Raw genomic sequence first — 20,178 nt, forward strand, 5'->3', positions numbered from 1 at the left:
ATGGATATTGTTAGACCTGGTGGTGAATTAGCAACTAGACCACTTCATTTTATATGGATAGCTGATTGTTCTACATCTATGAAATATAATGGGAAAATGGATGCACTTAATAAAGCGATAAGAGAAGCAATTCCTCATATGGCAAGAGTTGCTGAAGAAAATCCTAACGCTGAAGTGTTGGTAAGAGCAATAAGCTTTTCTTCAGGTGCCACGTGGCATGTAAAAGAAGCAACAAGAATTGATGAATTTGAGTGGAATGATTTAGTAGCTCACGGAATTACTGATATGGGTAAAGCCTTTGAACTTCTTTCAGAAGAACTTAGAATGCCTCCAATGAGCGATAGAGCACTTCCGCCCGTTTTAGTACTTATAACAGATGGACAACCAACCGACGAGTACAAAAGTGAACTTGATAAATTACTTAAATTGCCTTGGGGAACAAAAGCAGTGAGACTCGGTATCGCAATCGGTAAAGCAACAAATAATAGAGTTATTAAAGAGTTTATTGCAAATGATGAATTAAAAGTGCTTCAGGCAGAAAATGCAAGTGAATTAGTTGAATATATAAAATGGGCTTCAACTGTTGTTCTTAAGTCTGCTTCTTCACCAGCTTCACAATCAGAGGATTCAATTACAGCTAATTCTAATGTTACTATACCGAATATGCCGGAAGAATTTTGGAATTCAGAAGATATTAGCGTTGGAGATGTTTGGTGATGGAAAAATATGCCTATGCAAGTGTTATTGGGAATTCACATACAATAAAAAATATTAAAAATCAGGATTCAATTAAAGTAATTGATAAAACTAAATATTTTATTTCATCTATAGCAGATGGACATGGAAGTAATATTTGTTTTAGAAGCGATATTGGATCAAGTTTTGCCGTAGAAAGTGCCAATATAATTATTGAAAGACAAGTAGCACTATTAAATAAAGAAAACATTGACAAAGAAAAAATAACAATTGAAATAACAAATGAATGGTATAAAAGAGTAAAAAAGCATCTAGAAAATAATCCAATAAAAGATGAAGATATAAAAGATTTTAATAAATTAGAATTGAAAAAAATTGAAAAAAATGATTTGCTTATATACGGCTCAACTTTAATGTCATTGATAATAACTAAAAATTATATACATGTACTTAATATTGGTGATGGTGAATTACTTCTTAAAAAGAAAGGCGAAGTAAAAACGGAATCTCTAAATAAAAGTGTTAATAGGATTGGAAATGATACTGAAAGTTTGTCTCTTAAAAATTCACATAAATATTTTAATTATATGAGTATGGATAAAGAAAGTGTTAATGCGATATTAATGACTACGGATGGTTATCCAAATTCTTTTAAAAATGAAAGAGGTTTTATTAAAGTAATTGATGATTTAATTGATATTGAAAAAGAACATGGAATGTTTATTATAGAAAAGAATCTATCGTTTTGGCTTGAAGATACTACCAAACATGGCAGTGGTGATGATATTACAGTTTGTTTTATTATTTTGTAAAATTAGTGGGGAAGTAAAATGGGTTACATATTTTTAGTTTTATATTTATGCTTTTTGGTTAGCTTAAGTGAATTTCTTTATAGAGGTAAATACACATTAAATTGGATTAAAAACCATGGTAATTCTTTTATATTTACTTTTATTACTCTTTTGTTACTATTTATTATGATTGATGTTTTAATATTAAATGCAGTTATTAGTTTAATATTAATTAGCTCTTTTTATCTAATTATATCAATAATTAATAAAAACAAAATTAGTTATAGAGGTGATCCGCTTTTCCCTTGGGATTTTGAAATAAGTAAAGAATCGCGTGATATGCTAAAAACATTTGGTGATAAAAATATGATTATGGATATTACACTTGTTGTTATAAATATATCTCTTATATTCGTTTTTAGAAATGTTTTTTATAATTTAATAATTTTAAAAAATATGAGAGTGGTGTTCTTTTTAATTTCTATATTATTATTATGTAAATTTTATGTTTTCCCAAACAAAAAAATTCAAAATAAAGTTTTTAAATTAGAAGAAAATATTTTTGAACTTCAAGATAAAAGTTTTTACAATTTAGGTGTTTTAATTTTTTTACTTAAAAATATTAAAAGTAAAAAAATTGAGATTCCTAGTAATTATTCTAAAAAAACAGTAAATAAAATAGTACATAATAATTTTGCAAAAGAAGAAACAGTAAATAAAAAAACAAATGTTGTTTCTAAGAATAGAAAAAAGAAGAATCCTAATGTTATAATTATAATGAATGAATCATTTTGGGATCCGAGTTTAATTAAGAATTTAAAATTTAGTAAAGATCCTATACCAACTTTGAGAAATCTAAAAAAAGAATATACTAATGGATATATTGCATCACCAGAATTTGGTGGAGGAACTAGTAATATAGAATTTGAAATTCTTACAGGGTGCAATATGAGCTTTTTACCAACAGGTACTATGGCTTTTAATAGTTATCTAAAAAGAAATACAGAATCATTAGCAAGTATTTTTTCTAAAAAAGGTTACGAAACAATAGCTGTTCATTCTTATAAAAAGTGGTTTTGGAATAGAGAAGAAGCTTACACAAAAATGGGATTTGATAAATTTGTAAGTGTTGATGATTTTGTAAAGCCTGTTAAAAAGGGGCTTTATGTTTCTGATAGTGAATTTGTAAGAAAAGTTATAGAAGAAAAAGAAAACAGTCTAAAACCGGTATTTATTTATGGTATTTCTATGCAAAATCATGGACCGTATAATTATAAAAGGTATGAAAATTTAGAAATTGATATTACAAATGCTAAAGATAAAAAGCGATTAGAAGAATTTAAAATATATACGCAGGGAGTCTATGATGCAGATAAAAGTTTAAATGAATTAATTGATTATTTTTCTTCTAAAGAAGAAGAAACAATAATAGCGTTTTTAGGTGACCATTTACCTATGATAGGTAAAAATTTTGAATTCTATAAAGAAAATGGTTTTTTGAGTTCAAAAGTTCTAGCAAATTTTACAAATGAAGAGAGAAAGAAAATTCAAAGTGTCCCATTTGTTATATGGTCGAATTTTGAATCAAAAAAAGAGAAAATAGACTTAATAAGTCCATCATTTTTAGGCGCTTATATACTTAACTGTGCAAATATTGAAAAAACAACATATTTTGACTATATTTATAATTTATCAAGAAAAATGCCTGTGGTAACAAAGCGATTTTTTTGCGAAAATCATGCTAAATATGTTAATGAATTAAATGATTATAGTATAATTCAATATGATAAATTATTTGGAGAGAATTACATACAAGAAGCCATGCTTTACTAGCATGGCTTCTTGTATGTAATTTTAATTCAAGAGGAAATTATAAATCGTGAAATTCTTTTAAATAATCAACGTATTTGTGGTCTTCACCAAGTATATGCTCTTTGATCCAAACCAAAAGGTAGTTATAAAGGAATATTATATCAAGTGCAGTAACTTCTTTTTTTTCAAGTTTCTTAATTTCATTTTCTACTTCATTAGTAAAATTATTATGAACTTTTTTATGTTCTTTTAAAAAAGGGTAATTAACTTTTTGCATTAATTCTTCTTCTGTTGAAAAATGTACTTTTACATATTCAGATAAAGTGTTAAGTGTTTCTGGCAAAACTTCTTTATAATTGTATTTTTTTGAAAAGTCTTCAAGTTCACCTATTAAGTTAAGTAATATTTTGTGTTGTTCATCAATTGCTTTGATTTTTACTGAATATTTTTCTTCCCATTTTATTGACATACACATCGCATCCTTTAATTTATTTTATATTCATATATACCATATTTGTGAGCTTTAAAACTTTTTATTGAATATTATTAATTATTTTTTCAATACTGTTAATTTTGTTTTTGCTATTTGATTGTTTAAAAAAACAAGTATGAAATATTAAAAAAAATTAATAATTTATACTTATTAAATATATATATTTAGGTAAAAAATATTATAAAATGTGAGTAGATACATATAAAAAAAATTTTATTGCTTAAGGAGGCAAAATGAACAAATTTAATGATTTTATATATGAAAAACTTGATATGGAAAGTATTAAAGTTGAGTTTGAAAAATTGGTAGACAAATTTACTAACTCTTCAACTTTTACTGAACAAAGTAATGTTTTTGAAAAAATAAATGACCAAAGAAATCATATTGAAACAATGATGACTTTAGTGTCTATTAGGCATTCAATTGATACTACGGATGAATTTTATGATAAAGAAAATGATTTTATGGATGAATTCGGTCCTGAAATTGAAGAGATGCAAAATAAATTTTATTCAGCATTAGTTGAGTCAAAATTCAGAAAAGAACTTGAAGAAAAATGGGGTAAACATTTGTTTTCAATTGCTGATATGCAATTAAAAGTATTTGATTCTTCAATAATTGAAGATTTGAAAAATGAAAATAAATTAGTAAGTGAATATATGAAACTTCTTGCTAGTGCAAAAATTTTGTTTGATGGTGAGGAGAGAAATCTTTCTCAAATGACTCCATATGCACAAAGTGTAGAACGTAATATTAGAAAAGACGCACATGCATGTGTTAGTAAGTTTTTTTTAGAAAATGAATCTGATTTTGATAGAATTTTTGATAAACTTGTTAAAACAAGAAACGAAATTGCAATAAAGTTAGGCTATAAGAATTATGTTGAACTTGGTTATTTAAAACTTCTTAGAAGTGATTATGATGCTGAAATGGTTAAAAATTACAGAAAGCAGGTTTATGAAAATATTGTTCCACTTTCAAATGAGTTAAGAAAAAGACAAGAGAAAAGATTGAAAGTTGATAAACTTATGCATTATGATATTAATTTAAATTTTCTTTCTGGAAATGCAACGCCAAAAGGGAGTCCAGAGTGGATTATTGATAATGGTAAAAAAATGTATACAGAAATGTCTGAAGAAACAGACGAATTTTTTAATTTTATGAATGATCATAAATTAATGGATTTAGAAACTAAAAAAGGAAAAGCGAATGGAGGGTATTGTACATTTGTTAGTGATTATAAAGCTCCGTTTATTTTTTCTAATTTTAATGGTACCTCAGGAGATGTCGATGTATTGACACATGAAGCAGGTCACGCTTTTCAAGTTTACTCTAGTAGAAATTATGAAATACCAGAATATATTTGGCCAACTTTAGAGGCATGTGAAATTCACTCAATGAGTATGGAGTTTTTTGCATGGCCTTGGATGAATTTATTTTTTGAAGAAGATACAGAAAAGTATAAATTTGACCATTTAACAGGTGCGCTTTTATTTATACCTTATGGAGTTACAGTAGACGAATTCCAACATTGGGTTTACGAAAATCCAAACGTTACTCCAAAAGAAAGAAAAGAAAAATGGAGAGAAATAGAGAAAAAGTATCTTCCGTATAAAGATTATAGTAGTGATGAATTTCTAGAAAATGGTGGATTTTGGTTTAGACAAGGGCATATTTTTGCAAATCCATTTTACTATATTGATTACACTTTAGCTCAAATTTCCGCTTTTGAATTTTGGAATAAATCAAATATTGATAGAGAAAAAGCGTGGAGTGATTATTTGAAACTTTGTAAACTTGGTGGTAGCAAGTCTTATCTTGAACTTGTTAAAGAAGCAAATTTAGTTAATCCTTTTATTGATGGTTCAATTGCAAAAATTATTAAACCGATAGAACAATGGATTGAAAATATTGATGATAGCAAGTTTTAAAGTATAATAATTAGGAGGAATTTATGGCTATTTTAGGTATAATATTATTTTGCTTATTTATTACAATTTACGTTCTTGCTTTTTCAGCTCCAAATTTTATTCCTTTAGTATTATTTTTTATAGCTATAGATATTGTTATTATTTTTGTTTTAGTTTTAAGAGATAGAATTAAACATAAAAAGGAGGAAGATAAAGATGATTATAGTCAATACTGATTTTATTGCAAATAATGTTATTGTTGAGACTTTAGGAGTAGTACAAGGAAGTACAATAAGGTCGAAAAATATTGGTAAAGATATATTGTCGGGTTTTAGGACTATAGTTGGTGGTGAACTTAGTGAATATACTGAAATGTTAACTGAAGCAAGACAAATAGCTGTTCAAAGAATGGTAAAAGTTGCTGAGGAAATGAATGCGGATGCAATTATTAACTTAAGGTTTGCAACTAGTGCAGTAATGCAAGGGGCTGCAGAAATATTAGCCTATGGAACTGCGGTTAAGATAGAGAAAAAATAATATATAATAAAATCAGCAAAAGTCTTCGTAAATATAAATTACGCTAGACTTTTGTTTTGATTTTACTGCGAAAAAAGTTATAATATAATTAAAATTCATCCGATGCCTTAGAGTTCTAATACCCCCACTACTTAAAAAAGTGGGGGATAAAGAACTCTAAAAAGGCCCTGGATTATGTTTTCTAAGATTCAGTGGGAGTAAAAAACCCCCCTGAATCCAAGAAATTCATTTATAAAGGGAGTGTGTTCATGTATTTTTGTACGTATAATTACAAAGAAGTTGAAGAGGTGGGAATTTTAGATGATTCTAAAACTCGTGTTATTTCTTTAAATGAAATTTTAATAAATTTAAACTATGAAAAAGTTAGTTCGATGAATGATTTTATTGATAAATATGATGAAAATACGATTATTCAATTAAAACGTAATTTGAAAGAAAATAAATTTACATATTTATCGCTTGATGATATAAAATTATGTGCACCAATTCCTTATCCTAAAAGAAATATAATTTGTTTAGGAAAAAACTATATAGATCATGCAAATGAAATTGCAGGATTACCAGGCGCGGATAATGAAATTCCGAGATTTCCTATATATTTTTCTAAATTAGCATTTCCAGCAATTGGTCAAAATGATATTATATTAAACCATAAGATTATTACTGATAAAATTGATTATGAAGTGGAACTTGCTATAATTATAGGAAAAGATGGAATTAATATAAAAAAAGAAAACGTAGAAGAATATATTTTTGGATATACAATAATTAATGATATTTCAGCAAGAAATTTGCAAAGAAAACATAGCCAGTGGTTTAGAGGAAAAAGTCTAGAGACATTTTGTCCTATGGGACCATATATTGTTTGTAAAAGCCAAATACCTTTTCCTGTTGAATTAGATATTAAATGTTCAATTAACGGTGAATTAAGGCAAAATTCAAATACTAGAAATCTAATATTTGATATTTCGTATATTATTTCTGATTTATCTAAAGGAATGAAGCTTAAAAAAGGTGATATTATAATAACAGGAACACCTGCAGGAGTTGGCTTAGGGTTTAAGCCATATAAAATGCTACATTCTGGAGATGTTATTGAAAGCTATATTGAAAAAATTGGAACGCTTATAAATTATATTGAATAGATAAATGAATTTCTAAGATTCAGAGGGAGTTTTTACTCCCTCTGAATCTTAGAAAACATAATCCAGGGCCTTTTTAGAGTTCTTTATCCCCAATTTTTTTAAGAAGTGGGGGATAAAGAACTCTAAGGCATCGGATAAACAAAAAAATCAAACAAAAGTATATTTTGTTTGATTTTTTCTATAATTGACTTTAAATGAATTATTTATTTTTCTTTTTTTTACTAGGTTTTTTTACAGAAAATCCAAAACCACCTATGACTTTTCCAAGTTCAAAGTATTCTCCGTGGCTATAGGCAATAGGATTTGCTTTTTCTAAATGAAATTTTCCTTTTTCGTCGAAATATTTATCATCAACGTTAACTGCTACAACTTCAGCTAAAAACATATCGTGAGAACCAAGCTCGATTATATCTTTTACAATGCACTCAATATTAACAGGAGATTCTTTTATAAGTGGTGCATTGATTTTACTTGCTTTTTCAGGTGTTAAATTCATTTCACTAAATTTACTAATATCTTTTCCTGATTTCACACCACAATAATCAGTTGCGAAAGCAAGGTCCTTAGTAGTTAAGTTAATTACAAATTCCATATTTTTTTTTAATATATTATAAGAATGTCTTTCTTTACGAACAGAAATATATGTCATTGCTGGATCCGAACAAATTGTACCAGTCCAAGCAATTGTTATTATATTAAATTCGTCTTTATTTGCTCCAATACTTACCATAACAGCAGGAACAGGATATACCATTGTTCCAGGTTTCCATGTAGTTTTACTCATATTTACCTCGCTTCATTACAAATTTATATTTTGTAAAAACAATTAATTTTAACAATTTATTTAATGATATCATAATGAGGAGGTATAATAAATATATTTTTTGATTTAAGATGGAGTTTTGAAATAGAAAGAACTTAAATAAAAGAGTATAATAAATATATTAAGCTTTATAAATTTGAGTTTTAGTTAATTATTTAAATGGAGGTATAATTTGAGAAAAAGAATTTTAGGAAGAACTGGACTTTTGGTTTCTGAAATAGGTTTTGGAGGAATACCAATTCAAAGAATATCTAAGGAAGAAGCACTAAATGTTATAAAAAAATGCAAAAACGAAGGTATTAATTTTATTGATACTGCAAGAGGTTATACAGTAAGCGAAGAATATATTGGAGCAGCAATTCAAAATAATAGAAGAGACTGGATACTTGCAAGCAAATCTCCTGTTAGAGATTATAATGGTATGAAGAAAGAAGTTGAAATAAGTTTAATAAATCTTAAAACTGACTATATTGATTTGTATCAATTTCATTTTGTAAAATCACTTGAAGATCTTTCAATGATAGTTTCGGAAAACGGTGCACTTAAAGCCTTAGTAGAAGCAAAAGAAGAAGGGAAAATAGGTCATATAGGAATAACTAGTCATAGTGTGGATATTTTAGAAAAAGCTCTTGAATTAGATTTGTTTGAAACAATTCAATTTCCATATAATTTAGTTGAAAATCAAGGAGAAAAAATATTTAAAATTGCAAATGAAAAAAACGTTGGTGTTATTATTATGAAGCCAATTGCAGGCGGAGCAATAGACAATGGAGAATTAAGTCTCAAATATGTTCTTAATAATAAAAATGTTACTGTTGCAATTCCAGGTATGGAAACTGAAGAACTAGTCGAAAAAAATGCGAGTGTAGGTAATAATTCACTAAAATTAAGTGAAACTGATCTTAAAGAGTTAAATAAGATTAAAGAAAAATTAAGTGGAGAATTTTGTAGACGTTGTGGTTATTGTCTTCCGTGCGAAAAAGGAATTGATATTCCATCTCAATTTATACTTGAAGGTTATTTAACAAGATATAAATTAAAGGATTGGGCCATAAACAGATATGAATCACTTGAAATTAAATCTAGTGATTGCGTTAAATGTGGTATTTGTGAAACAAAATGCCCATATGATTTGCCTATTATTAAAATGCTTGAGAATGTAAGTAATAGTTTTAACAATGTTGACAAATGATTGTAAATAGTTAAAATGTAATAGTAAAATAATTTAAAAATGGAGGTAGTTTATGAAAAATATTATTATGTACACTACAAGTACTTGACCGCATTGTAAAACTGCTAAGGAGTTCCTTAGAAATAATGGATATAAGTTTATCGAAAAAAATGTTCAAATAGATAAAGAAGCTCAAAAAGAATTAATGAGTATGAATATTATGGGGGTACCAGCATTTCTTATTGGTGGCGAAAAAGTCGTTGGATTTGACTCGGTTAAAATAGAAAATCTTCTTGATTATACAGTCGAAAAATGCCCAAAGTGTCAAACTAGAGTAAGAGTACCAAAAGGAAAAGGTAAAATTAAAATTACATGTAAAGAATGCAGTGAAGAATATATTATAAATACAAAAAATAATTAGAAAAATTCATAATTTATTATAATATAATTAAATATTTTGTAGACTTTAATAGATCATACTGTTATCATAACTTTAGATGCTTTATGGTCTATTTATTATTTTACATTGAGAGGTAGATATGAATATTTCTAGAAAAAAATCTATAGTATTTTTAGTTCTTGCTGCAGTTCTTTGGAGCACGGGTGGAATACTTATAAAATTAGTTGATTGGAATCCTATAGCAATTGCAGGAACAAGAAGTGGTGTATCTGCAATTCTTATGTATTTTTATATAATTAAAAAAAATAAAGATAGTAAACTACTTTCACCAAAAATAAAATTAACTAAAATTAAATTTTTAGGTGGGTGTGTATATGCAGCTACTGTTATTCTATTTGTTTTAGGGAATAAATTAACTACTTCTGCCAATGTAATTCTTCTTCAATATACTGCTCCAATATGGGTAGCATTATTTTCTGGTTACTTCTTAAAAGAAAAAGTGAAAAAAGGAGATTGGATCTCTATATTTTTTGTAATGTCAGGTATGGTTTTATTCTTCGTTGGAGATATAAATACAGGTCAAATGATAGGAAATTTTGTGTCAGTGTTAAGTGGCTTTGCACTTGCTGGAGTAGTTATTTTATTAAAGCTTCAAAAGGAAGGTTCAGCAGTAGAAATGACATTTGTTGGTAATATAATAACTTTAATTGTATCAATTCCTTTTATATTGTGGTCGATGCCGAGTACTATAAGTATAATTGGAATAATTTTACTAGGTATATTTCAATTGGGCTTATCATATATATTGTATTCAGAAGCAATTTTTAACGTTACAGCTGTTGAAGCTATTTTAATACCTGTAATTGAGCCTTTATTAAATCCTATTTGGGTATTTTTATTTAATGGTGAAAAACCAAGTCTTATGGCAATTATTGGTGGTATGATTGTAGTATCTTCAGTGGTAATTAGAAATATTATAGCTAATAAAAAGAATAAATCGTGTGATTTTAAATACAAAGAATCAACCTCGTAATTATTTTAAAGTTACAAAAAATAGTGTTAGAAGGAGTAAAAATGTATATAAAGCAAATTGAAAAATATAATCCTATAAATGAACAAGAAGAAAACGATAAAAAAATAATACTTAAGTATATTGATAAATTTCCTAATGATATATTATTAAGGCAAAATGAAGCGATGCATATTACAAGCTCTAGTATGATTTTCAACAAAGAAAAAACAAAAGTTTTAATGATTCATCATAATATCTACAGAACATGGTCGTGGACAGGTGGACACGTAGATGGTGATTGTGACCTTCTATATGTAGCTTTAAAGGAGGCAAAAGAAGAAACTGGCTTGGAAAATATAAAAATACTTAATAGTGAAATTTCTTCTATAGATATATTACCAGTTTGGGGACACTACAAAAAAAGCAAATATGTTAGTGCTCATCTTCATTTGAATACTTCATATATTTTCGAAGCGGATGATAAAGAGTTATTAAAAGTAAATATTGAAGAAACAAGTGGAGTCAAATGGATTGATATAAATAAAATTAGTGAATTTTCAAATGAACCTGAACTTATTGTTGTTTATAATAAACTGATTAGTAAAGCTTTATTAAGTAATAAATAATAGAATTTTGTTTAAAAGGGTTTATTTAATGGTAAACATGTAATGTGATACATATTAATAATTTTGGTAATATATAAATTGTTTCTTTAAAATTAAGTCGGAGGTAGATATGAATATTTTACATTTAGAATATAGTGGAATGTATAGAATGATAATAAAAGACATGATTATAAAAAGTGGAAATGTATCCTTCGATTCAAAAAAAGGTAGTGAGTTATTTAAAATATTAGCACTTAATGATATTGATTTGATTATTACCGGTACGGAACTCTCAGATATGACGGGTGAAGATATTGTACATGAAGTAAAAAATTCAAAATTTTCAAATATACCTATAATTGTTATTTCAGCAAATGAATACGATGAAACAATAGAAAGATTTCCAAATTTACATGTAGATGATTATCTTCAAAAACAAACATTAGATTTTGATAGATTTTGTGAATGTATTGAGAGATATGAGTAAAAGAAAAAAATAGTTGTAAAATATAGCTTCACCGCCAAATGCAGGCGGGAGGCGCTATATTTTACAACTATTTTTTACCGCACAAAACAAGAATTAATGTAGTTTTTCTTTATCTTATAATTTTTCATTATACTTATTGTTGAAACATAACTGTCACATAGAGATGTTAATATTACTTTATTAAATAATATTAATGGGAGGAAGATATGTATGCAATTTATTAAAAAACATATAAGAGGAATTATTCAATTATTTATTTTTACACTTGTTTTATTAATTTCAATAAATCATAATTTACTAGAAAGTGGCGGTGGTATTTCATGGTTTTCTTCAGCTTCGCTTCATGCTGTTTGTCCATTTGGTGGTGTAGTGACCATTTATCAGCTACTTACAGTAGGTACTTTTGTTAAACAAATTCATGCCGCAACTCTTGTTTTACTTGTTATTGTATTACTACTCGCAGTATTTTTAGGACCTGTTTTTTGCGGTTGGTTATGTCCTCTTGGAAGTATTCAGGAGTGGATAGGTAAAATAGGAAAGAAAATATTTGGCAAAAAATATAATACTTTTGTAAATTCAAAACTTGATAGAGTATTAAGATATTTTAGATATTTTGTACTTGTATGGGTTATTATTATTACAGCTAGAAGTGGAGAAATATTGTTTCAACATGTAGATCCTTATTATGCACTTTTTAATTTTTATACAGGTGAGGTTGCAATTCAAGGTTTAGTAATACTTTCGCTTACTCTTATATCATCACTTTTTGTAGAGAGATCATGGTGTAAATATGCATGTCCTTATGGTGCTCTTCTAGGTTTAACAAATAAATTTAGTATATTTAAAATAAAAAGGAATAAAAATACTTGTGTTACTTGTAAAAAATGCGATAAAGATTGTCCTATGAACATTGAAGTTTCAAGTAAATCAATTGTTACAGATTTACAGTGTATAAGATGTATGAAATGTACTTCAGATAATTCTTGTCCTATTCCTGAAACAGTTGATATAAAATTTTAAGGAGGCAAATATGAAATTAAAACCAATAACAGTTGGATTAATAATAATATCAGTACTTTTCGTGGGTATATTTATTAGCAAATCTATGAATTTATGGCAAACTGAATCATCAAAAGTACCCGTATCTATAAAATCTGGTGAATTTGCTGGTATGAGCGATCCAAACGATATTAGAGGATCATATTCATTAGAAGATATTGAAAATGCATTTAATGTGCCAGCAGAAGATATAGCTAAAGCTTTTCAAATTGGTGAAGACATTAATACTAAAACTTTTTTAGTTAAGAACTTAGAAGAAATGTACACGGACCCAAATTATGAAATTGGAACAGGTTCTGTAAGGGTATTCGTTGGATTTTATTTGGGTTTACCAGTAGACTTAAGTGAAAATAATTATCTATTAAATAATGCAAAATCTATATTGATTAATTCAGGAAAAATCACGGAAGAACAAACTAAGTATTTAGACTCACATCTTATATCTAAGAGCGAACTTAATTTAGATTCGACTACAAATAATAGTAGTGTAGTATCTTCAGAGGAATCTTCGATAGAGGAAAATAAACTTAAAGGTGATAGTGTTTTTAATGATCTTTATGATTATGGAATGACAAAAGAAGAAATTGAATCAGTATTTGGCGAAGTACCTAATAATTTAATGAGTATTAGAACATATTGTCAAGATAAAGAAATATCTTTTTCAGAAATAAAAGTAAAATTGCAAAATATAATAGATGCAAAATAAATGAAAAAAAGTTATAAAACTTCGCTTCACACCAAAATCAGGTGTAAGGCGCTACGTTTTATAACTTTTTTTCTACCTATAAATAGAAAAGGCTATGCAACTTCGCTTCACCGCCAAAATCAGGCGTGAGGCGCTGCGTTTTATAACTGTTTTTTTGCCTTTTAGGTGCAAAAGGCGATGTAACTTCGCTTCACACCAAAATTAGGCGTGAGGCGCTATATTTTTAACTTTTTTACTTTAGCAATAATAATAGTGATATAAATTTGTAATTTAGTATTATTCCTATTAAGATTATTCAATGTCAAAAATGAAATAAAATATTAAGTTTTATTCAATTATATTGTATACAATCTCTAATTGTGTTATTATTCGAATAATATATCGTAAAAAATGAAAGCAACATATATAAAACTTTCATTTAATAGAATATTTTGTAGAAGAGATTAGGGGGATTATTATGAATTTAAGGAGTGTGCTTTCAAAAGAGGGTCTTTATAATGAAGATAATGAAAGGGATAATTGTGGTGTAGGTTTTATTTGTAATATTAATGGTGATAAAAAAAATAAAATTGTAAGTGATGGACTTATGATTCTAAAAAATTTAAGGCATAGGGGTGCAGTTGGTTCGGATGATACAACTGGAGATGGTGCAGGTGTAATGATTCAAATTCCATACGAGTATTTCAATTCACAGATTAACAAATTGTCTGGAAAGAAAAACTACGGAGTTGGTATGATTTTTTTCCCTAATGATCCTTTTGCGAGAGTTTTGTATGAAGGTATTATAGAAAAGCATATTAAAGATTGTAATTTAAGTATTTTATGTTGGAGAGATGTGCCAACTAATGATTATGCACTTGGTGAACTTGCAAAGGCGACAAAACCATTTATAAGACAAATTTTTATTGATAGGGGCGTTCTTGAAGAAAAATTATTTGATAGAAAATTATATCTTATTAGAAAAAGAATTCAAAATGATATTTACAGATTTAATGATACATTTAGTAAAAAATTTTATATTTGTTCATTGTCCTCAAAGACGATTGTGTATAAAGGTCAAATTTTAGGACATTTAATTAGTGAATATTATCAGGATTTAGCTGATGATAGAGTAGTTAGTTCGTTTTGTATAGTTCATGAAAGATATTCAACCAATACTTTTCCATCTTGGAAATTATCTCAGCCGTTTAGATTTATATCTCATAACGGAGAATTTAATACTATAAAATCAAATAAAAATTGGATGAAAGCAAGAGAAGGAATTTTAAAGTCTGATATTTTTGGAAAAAATTTTGATTCTCTTAAACCGTTTATTGAAGAAAATGTTAGTGATTCGGGTGCTTTTGATAATACTTTTGAACTTCTTATTAATAATAATCATAGTATGGAATATGCATTATCGCTAATGTTGCCAAATGCTTATGAAAAAGATGATAGTATTTCTGAAAGTGCGAAATTATATCATGAGTATAATTCTAGGATAATGGAGCCGTGGGATGGACCAAGTACAATTGTATTTTCTGATGGAAATAAAATTGGCGCTGCGGTTGATAGAAATGGACTTAGACCTGCAAGGTATATTGTAACTAAAGAAGACGAAGTGATTTTTTCTTCTGAAGTTGGAGTATTAAATACAAATCAAGATAATATTGTTCGTAAAGATATAGTAAGTGCAGGTGAGATATTTTTAATTGATATTAATAATAAAAGAATTATTTTTGATAAAGATATAAAAGATAAACTTTATAAATCGTATGATTTTAAAAAATGGGTTGAAGATAATAGGTATATATTAAGCGAAGAAGCTTCTAAATCTAACTATAAATATAATATTGAAACAAGTAGAACTAAATTGAGACAGAGATTATTTAATTATACAAAAGAAGAAATTTTAAATAGTATAAATTATATGTCAGAAACTTCTAGTGAAATAATAGGTTCTATGGGGCTTGATATTCCTCTAAGTGTGCTTTCAAATAAAAATCAGGTGTTTTTTAATTACTTTAAACAGAAATTTGCACAAGTAACGAATCCGCCACTAGACTCAATTAGAGAGAAAAACGTTATGTGTTTAGATCAGTATATTGGTAAGCATGGAGAGAAAATCGATAAAATTGAAATAACTTCAAATATAAAATACTTTAAAGCAAGTGGAATTGTTATAAGAAATAGAGAAATAGATTATTTGAAAAAACTAAATAATCCAGATTTAAAAGTTGCAGTAATACCGATAATTTTCCAAATTGATAGTGTAAATGGTATAAGAGAAGGTCTTGATACACTAAAAAAAAGGATTGCAGATTTAGTATTTTCTGATGTGAATATTGTGATATTATCTGATTTAAAAGTTGATAAATATAATGCTCCCATTCCAAGTTTGCTTGCCCTTATTACAGTTCATAAATATTTATTAAAAATAAAACAGAGAACGAAAATTGATATTATTATTGAGAGTGGTGAAGTAAGAGATGTTATGCATTTTGCTCTTTTATCAGGATATGGGGCAAAATTAGTAAATCCATATTTGGCATTTGATACTATTAGAGATTCTTCGAATAGCTTCAAAGAATTTGAAGAAAAAAAAGAAAATTATATTGAGGGTATTAATAATGGCTTATTAAAAATAATGTCTAAAATTGGTATCTCAACTCTTCAAAGTTACTGTGGATCAGAAATGTTTGAAATAATAGGACTTGATAAAGAGTTGAAAGATATGTATTTTACTAAGACGAATTCATCTATAGAAAGTGTAAGTATAGAGCTTATAGAAAAAGGGGTACTTAAAAATCATAGAAAGGCATTTGTTGAAAATAAAGAATTGAGTGATGGGGGAATATTTGAGTACAAAAAATATGGAGAATCACATTTAATTAATTCAAAACTTTCCGTGGCTCTAAAAAATGCTATTATTAATAATTCATATAGTGATTATTTGAAAGTATCAAATAAAATAAATAATCATAAAGAAGCAAAAAAAATAAGAGATATATTAGATTTTAAGGTAGAAAATGAGCAGGAATTTAGTCCTAAGAAGCGTGATAAAATTGTTTCTAACGTTGAATCTATTGAATCAATAATTAAAAGATTTGTAGCTTCTGCAATTTCATATGGTTCTATAAGTAAAAAAGCCCATGCAGATATTGCAAAAGCAATGAATTTAATGGGAGCAAGAAGTAACTGCGGTGAAGGAGGAGAAAGTAGTTTTAGAATAAAATCAAAGGACCTTAGAGAAAGTACAAATAGTAAAATCAAACAGATTGCTTCAGGAAGATTTGGTGTGGATATTGATTATTTGTCAAGTGCTAGTGAACTTCAAATAAAAATTGCACAAGGAGCAAAACCTGGTGAAGGAGGGCATCTACCAAAACATAAAGTAACAAAAGATATAGCTAAAGTAAGAAATTCATTAGAAAATACTGATCTTATTTCACCGCCTCCACATCATGATATATATTCCATAGAAGATTTAGCACAACTTATATATGATTTGAAAAGTGCAAATGAGAAAGCGAAGATTTCAGTAAAATTAGTTTCGCAATTAGGAATTGGAACAGTTGCATCTGGGGTAGTTAAAGCGCATGCAAATATTATTACAATAAGTGGACATGATGGTGGTACTGGTGCTGCAAGTCTAAATTCTATGAGATATGCTGGAATGCCTTGGGAAATTGGACTTTCAGATGTTCAGCAAACTCTTTTGTTAAATAATCTTAGAAGTCGCGTTAAACTGAGAGTTGATGGTAAAATGATGAATGGAAAAGATGTTGTTATAGCTACTTTACTAGGGGCTGATGAATTTGGTTTTGCAAGTGCAATTTTAATTTCACTTGGTTGTGTTAATTGCAGAAAGTGCCATTTAGGTAAATGTCAAGTTGGAATAGCAACCCAGGATAAAAATTTAATTAAAAACTATAAAGGAAAGCCAAAGTATATAATAGATTATTTTAAATTTGTTGCCAAAGAAGTTCAAGATATTTTGATAAGTATTGGAGTAAATTCACTTGATGATATTGTGGGTAGAACGGATTTGCTTAAAACAATTGAAAAGTATAATTATAAAAATATTGATTTATCAAAAATTCTTTACAGGCCTATTTTGCCTCAAAAAATAGGTACTAAATTTTATGGATATAGAAATTTGAATTTAATGAATACAATTGATTCGAAAATTTTTAAAAGCAGATTTTCAGATTTAGAAAATAAAATTCCTTTTGAAATAAATAGAAAAATAAATAATACTGATAGATCGGTTGGAACATATTTAAGTGGAAAATTAGCACAACTCTCACAAAATAGAATGGATAATGAAAAAGAAACAAATATAAATAAAATTTTTAAGTTGAATTTTAAAGGATATGCTGGTCAATCTTTTGGAGCATTTTTACATGAAAATATTGAATTAAGTTTATATGGTGATGCTAATGATTATGTGGGAAAAGGTCTTTCTGGAGGAAGGATAATTATTTATTCAGATAATATTAGTAATAATGTTGTAGCTGGAAATACAGTGTTATTTGGTGCAACTAGAGGTGAATTATATATTAATGGAACAGTAGGTCATAGATTTGCCGTTAGAAATAGTGGAGCTGTAGCAGTAATAGAAGGTGCAAAAAATCATGCATTTGAGTACATGACAAAGGGTGAAGTTTTAGTATTAGGTGAGCTTGGAAATAATATTGGAGCTGGAATGTCTGGTGGAATTATATACCTTGTTAATGAAGACAAAAATTTGATAAATAAACTTAATTCGCAATACGTTAAAATCAGAAAATCTACTAATAAAGAAAATGAAAAAGTATCTCTTATGTTAAAAAATCACTACAAATACACGAAAAGCGCAAAAGCAAAGACTATTTTAGATAATTTTAATGAATATCTAAGTATAATTAATATAATTGAAGTTAAAAGTTAACTTGTGTTTATGTTAAAAGTAGTGTAAAATAAGTAATTGTGAGTAGGCCAGATAATCGCGTGCATTTGCATGAGGAAAGTCCGGGCTCCATAGAGCAAGGGTGCTGGATAACTCCCAGTGAAGGCGACTTTAAGGAAAGTGCAACAGAGATATACCGCCTTATTTATAAGGTAAGGGTGAAAAGGTTGAGGTAAGAGCTCACCAGCTTGTAGGTGACTACAAAGGCTATGTAAACCCCATCTGGAGCAAGACCAAGTAGGGATATAAAAGGGGGCTGCTCGTTCCTTCCCGTAGGTAGGTCGCTAGAGTTTAGTGGTAACACTAGGCGTAGATAGATGATTATCTAATACAGAACCCGGCTTATAGATTTACTCACATATTGAAAACACTTACTTTTTAGTAAGTGTTTTTTATATTTGTCGCCAATTTGTCGCCATTGAATAAAGTTGTTAGTTTATTGACTGCCTTTTTCTGCATTTCAAGATTAACATGTGAATAAATGTTTAAAGTAGTGTTTATATCAGAATGACCTAATCGAATTTGAATAGTTTTAAAATCTACACCTTGAGAAAGTAGTAACGTGGCATTTGTATGTCTTAAATCATGAAATCTTACTTTTTTATCAATAGAAGATGCTTTCATTAATTTAGAAAATTTATTACTAAAATACATTGGGTGTAGATTATTTCCTTTTTCCCAAGTCATTATAAAATCAAATTGCTGATCATTATAAAAATTTTTAATATAATGAGAACCATATTTTAATTTATTTAAAAGTTGAATTTTTTTGTGTTCTTTAAGTAACTTACATAAATCTTTAGAAATATATAATACTCTTTCACTGTCATTAGTTTTTGGAGTTGTTAAATAAGTTTTACCATGTGAATAAATCAAATTATTTTTGATGGAAATTGTACTTTCATCAAAATTAATATTGCACCATTCAATACCAGAGAGTTCACCACGTCTTAATCCAAGTTCAAGAACCATATGAAGAGCAATAGAAAAAATATAATCATTATATTTTTCAATATTTAATAGTTTTAGTAGGTTATAAAATTCATCAACTGATAGTACATTAGGATTAAAGTTATCTCGTTTTGGACGCTCTATATATTCACAAGGGTTATTATTTAATAACCTTAGCTTTACAGCTTTGTTTAATGCAGAATTAAGTACTGCGTATATATGCTGCAAGGTAGTATTGCTTAGATTGTTTTTTTTAGCAATAGAAAGCATATTATCTATATGAATAGGTTTAAGATCTTTAATATTAATAGTTCCTATTATGGGAAGAATATTGTTTTTTAATATACTTTGATATCTATTATAAGTATTGATTTTTCGATTAACCTTAATATGATTTTCTAACCAATCTGATAGATAATCATTAATACTTGTTTTATTTGGTTCGATATAACCAGTGTCATATTCATTTAAAGCATTTCTTAAAGAAATTTCACATTCTCTTTTAGTATTTCCGCCGATTCTTTCAATCCTTTTTCTTTTTCCATTAATATCTCCGATATCAAAACAATAACACCATTTTTTTCCACGTTTTCTAACATATCCAGTCATATAACACCTCCATCTAATATTTTATAATTCTTATAATCTTA

General features: G+C 27.5%; 17 protein-coding genes, 1 other RNA gene and 1 pseudogene. 16 read left to right on the top strand and 3 right to left on the bottom strand.

Annotation, left to right across the window (positions count from 1 at the left end; translation table 11 throughout):
- From AACH12_RS05550 to AACH12_RS05560, 3 genes are read left to right on the top strand one after another with little or no spacing between them, the layout of a single operon-like run.
- Nucleotides 1–717, top strand: a complete 717-nt coding sequence (locus AACH12_RS05550; protein WP_338537069.1) for a vWA domain-containing protein — start codon at nt 1–3, stop codon at nt 715–717.
- Entirely contained in the window at nt 717–1,508 is a 792-nt protein-coding gene (locus tag AACH12_RS05555) for a protein phosphatase 2C domain-containing protein (protein ID WP_338537070.1), read from the top strand. Before AACH12_RS05550 ends, AACH12_RS05555 begins: the two co-directional genes overlap by 1 nt.
- An 18-nt stretch (nt 1,509–1,526) precedes the next feature.
- The gene (locus AACH12_RS05560) at nt 1,527–3,320 is read left to right on the top strand and encodes an LTA synthase family protein (protein WP_338537071.1); all 1,794 of its coding nucleotides are present in this window, start codon (nt 1,527–1,529) and stop codon (nt 3,318–3,320) included.
- A 37-nt stretch (nt 3,321–3,357) separates the two neighbouring features.
- Here AACH12_RS05560 and AACH12_RS05565 read toward each other — a convergent pair whose 3' ends face one another.
- Nucleotides 3,358–3,768, bottom strand: a complete 411-nt coding sequence (locus tag AACH12_RS05565; protein WP_338537072.1) for a bacteriohemerythrin — start codon at nt 3,766–3,768, stop codon at nt 3,358–3,360.
- A 257-nt stretch (nt 3,769–4,025) separates the two neighbouring features.
- Here AACH12_RS05565 and AACH12_RS05570 point away from each other — a divergent pair, with 257 nt between their 5' ends.
- The 4 genes from AACH12_RS05570 to AACH12_RS05585 all read left to right on the top strand — a co-directional run bounded on the left by AACH12_RS05570 (nt 4,026) and on the right by AACH12_RS05585 (nt 7,384).
- On the top strand, nt 4,026–5,723 hold the full coding sequence (locus tag AACH12_RS05570; protein ID WP_338537073.1) for a M3 family oligoendopeptidase: 1,698 nt from the start codon (nt 4,026–4,028) through the stop codon (nt 5,721–5,723).
- Between the two features lie 23 nt (nt 5,724–5,746).
- Nucleotides 5,747–5,938, top strand: coding sequence for a hypothetical protein (locus AACH12_RS05575; RefSeq protein WP_338537074.1), 192 nt, complete (start codon nt 5,747–5,749; stop codon nt 5,936–5,938).
- Nucleotides 5,919–6,239 (top strand): YbjQ family protein, encoded by a 321-nt coding sequence (locus AACH12_RS05580; protein WP_338537075.1) that lies wholly within the window; start codon nt 5,919–5,921, stop codon nt 6,237–6,239. Before AACH12_RS05575 ends, AACH12_RS05580 begins: the two co-directional genes overlap by 20 nt.
- Before the next feature lie 248 nt (nt 6,240–6,487).
- Nucleotides 6,488–7,384 (top strand): fumarylacetoacetate hydrolase family protein, encoded by an 897-nt coding sequence (locus AACH12_RS05585; RefSeq protein ID WP_338537076.1) that lies wholly within the window; start codon nt 6,488–6,490, stop codon nt 7,382–7,384.
- Between the two features lie 199 nt (nt 7,385–7,583).
- Here AACH12_RS05585 and AACH12_RS05590 read toward each other — a convergent pair whose 3' ends face one another.
- On the bottom strand, nt 7,584–8,168 hold the full coding sequence (locus AACH12_RS05590; protein WP_338537077.1) for a flavin reductase family protein: 585 nt from the start codon (nt 8,166–8,168) through the stop codon (nt 7,584–7,586).
- A 211-nt stretch (nt 8,169–8,379) separates the two neighbouring features.
- Here AACH12_RS05590 and AACH12_RS05595 point away from each other — a divergent pair, with 211 nt between their 5' ends.
- From AACH12_RS05595 to rnpB, 9 genes and pseudogenes are all read left to right on the top strand, one after another.
- Nucleotides 8,380–9,399: an aldo/keto reductase gene (locus AACH12_RS05595; protein ID WP_338537078.1), complete on the top strand. Its 1,020-nt coding sequence runs from the start codon at nt 8,380–8,382 to the stop codon at nt 9,397–9,399.
- Nucleotides 9,400–9,499: 100 nt separating this feature from the next.
- A pseudogene (locus AACH12_RS05600) lies at nt 9,500–9,799 on the top strand (glutaredoxin family protein); the annotation flags it as partial.
- A 118-nt stretch (nt 9,800–9,917) separates the two neighbouring features.
- Complete coding sequence (locus AACH12_RS05605) at nt 9,918–10,811, top strand: DMT family transporter (RefSeq protein WP_338537079.1); 894 nt, start codon at nt 9,918–9,920, stop codon at nt 10,809–10,811.
- A gap of 41 nt (nt 10,812–10,852) precedes the next feature.
- The gene (locus AACH12_RS05610) at nt 10,853–11,416 is read left to right on the top strand and encodes an NUDIX hydrolase (RefSeq protein WP_338537080.1); all 564 of its coding nucleotides are present in this window, start codon (nt 10,853–10,855) and stop codon (nt 11,414–11,416) included.
- A gap of 109 nt (nt 11,417–11,525) precedes the next feature.
- Nucleotides 11,526–11,882: a response regulator gene (locus AACH12_RS05615; RefSeq protein WP_338537081.1), complete on the top strand. Its 357-nt coding sequence runs from the start codon at nt 11,526–11,528 to the stop codon at nt 11,880–11,882.
- 210 nt (nt 11,883–12,092) lie between these two features.
- Nucleotides 12,093–12,902, top strand: coding sequence for a 4Fe-4S binding protein (locus tag AACH12_RS05620; RefSeq protein ID WP_338537082.1), 810 nt, complete (start codon nt 12,093–12,095; stop codon nt 12,900–12,902).
- 10 nt (nt 12,903–12,912) lie between these two features.
- Nucleotides 12,913–13,647 carry a hypothetical protein gene (locus AACH12_RS05625; protein WP_338537083.1) on the top strand — a complete coding sequence of 245 codons (735 nt, stop codon included), beginning with the start codon at nt 12,913–12,915 and terminating at the stop codon, nt 13,645–13,647.
- Nucleotides 13,648–14,104: 457 nt separating this feature from the next.
- Nucleotides 14,105–18,559, top strand: a complete 4,455-nt coding sequence (gene gltB / locus AACH12_RS05630; RefSeq protein ID WP_338537084.1) for a glutamate synthase large subunit — start codon at nt 14,105–14,107, stop codon at nt 18,557–18,559.
- A 39-nt stretch (nt 18,560–18,598) separates the two neighbouring features.
- Nucleotides 18,599–18,938: RNase P RNA component class A (rnpB, locus tag AACH12_RS05635), an RNA gene on the top strand.
- A gap of 17 nt (nt 18,939–18,955) precedes the next feature.
- Here the strand turns inward: rnpB and AACH12_RS05640 are convergent.
- A complete protein-coding gene (locus tag AACH12_RS05640; protein ID WP_338537085.1) occupies nt 18,956–20,137 on the bottom strand; it encodes a tyrosine-type recombinase/integrase in 1,182 nt (393 codons plus the stop codon).
- Nucleotides 20,138–20,178: the final 41 nt, after the last annotated feature.

This window comes from Helicovermis profundi (genome assembly GCF_033097505.1).
In the GTDB taxonomy this organism is placed as follows: Bacteria; Bacillota; Clostridia; order Peptostreptococcales; family Acidaminobacteraceae; genus Helicovermis; species Helicovermis profundi.

Bases quoted from the DNA above. Each gene is read 5' to 3' on its own strand.
- AACH12_RS05580 (WP_338537075.1), top strand. From the start codon at position 5,919: ATGATTATAGTCAATACTGATTTTATTGCAAATAATGTTATTGTTGAG.
- AACH12_RS05590 (WP_338537077.1), bottom strand. From the start codon at position 8,168: ATGAGTAAAACTACATGGAAACCTGGAACAATGGTATATCCTGTTCCT.
- AACH12_RS05565 (WP_338537072.1), bottom strand. From the start codon at position 3,768: ATGTCAATAAAATGGGAAGAAAAATATTCAGTAAAAATCAAAGCAATT.
- AACH12_RS05605 (WP_338537079.1), top strand. From the start codon at position 9,918: ATGAATATTTCTAGAAAAAAATCTATAGTATTTTTAGTTCTTGCTGCA.
- AACH12_RS05575 (WP_338537074.1), top strand. From the start codon at position 5,747: ATGGCTATTTTAGGTATAATATTATTTTGCTTATTTATTACAATTTAC.
- AACH12_RS05615 (WP_338537081.1), top strand. From the start codon at position 11,526: ATGAATATTTTACATTTAGAATATAGTGGAATGTATAGAATGATAATA.
- AACH12_RS05550 (WP_338537069.1), top strand. From the start codon at position 1: ATGGATATTGTTAGACCTGGTGGTGAATTAGCAACTAGACCACTTCAT.
- AACH12_RS05620 (WP_338537082.1), top strand. From the start codon at position 12,093: ATGCAATTTATTAAAAAACATATAAGAGGAATTATTCAATTATTTATT.
- AACH12_RS05640 (WP_338537085.1), bottom strand. From the start codon at position 20,137: ATGACTGGATATGTTAGAAAACGTGGAAAAAAATGGTGTTATTGTTTT.
- AACH12_RS05625 (WP_338537083.1), top strand. From the start codon at position 12,913: ATGAAATTAAAACCAATAACAGTTGGATTAATAATAATATCAGTACTT.
- AACH12_RS05570 (WP_338537073.1), top strand. From the start codon at position 4,026: ATGAACAAATTTAATGATTTTATATATGAAAAACTTGATATGGAAAGT.
- AACH12_RS05585 (WP_338537076.1), top strand. From the start codon at position 6,488: ATGTATTTTTGTACGTATAATTACAAAGAAGTTGAAGAGGTGGGAATT.
- AACH12_RS05555 (WP_338537070.1), top strand. From the start codon at position 717: ATGGAAAAATATGCCTATGCAAGTGTTATTGGGAATTCACATACAATA.
- AACH12_RS05560 (WP_338537071.1), top strand. From the start codon at position 1,527: ATGGGTTACATATTTTTAGTTTTATATTTATGCTTTTTGGTTAGCTTA.
- gltB (WP_338537084.1), top strand. From the start codon at position 14,105: ATGAATTTAAGGAGTGTGCTTTCAAAAGAGGGTCTTTATAATGAAGAT.
- AACH12_RS05610 (WP_338537080.1), top strand. From the start codon at position 10,853: ATGTATATAAAGCAAATTGAAAAATATAATCCTATAAATGAACAAGAA.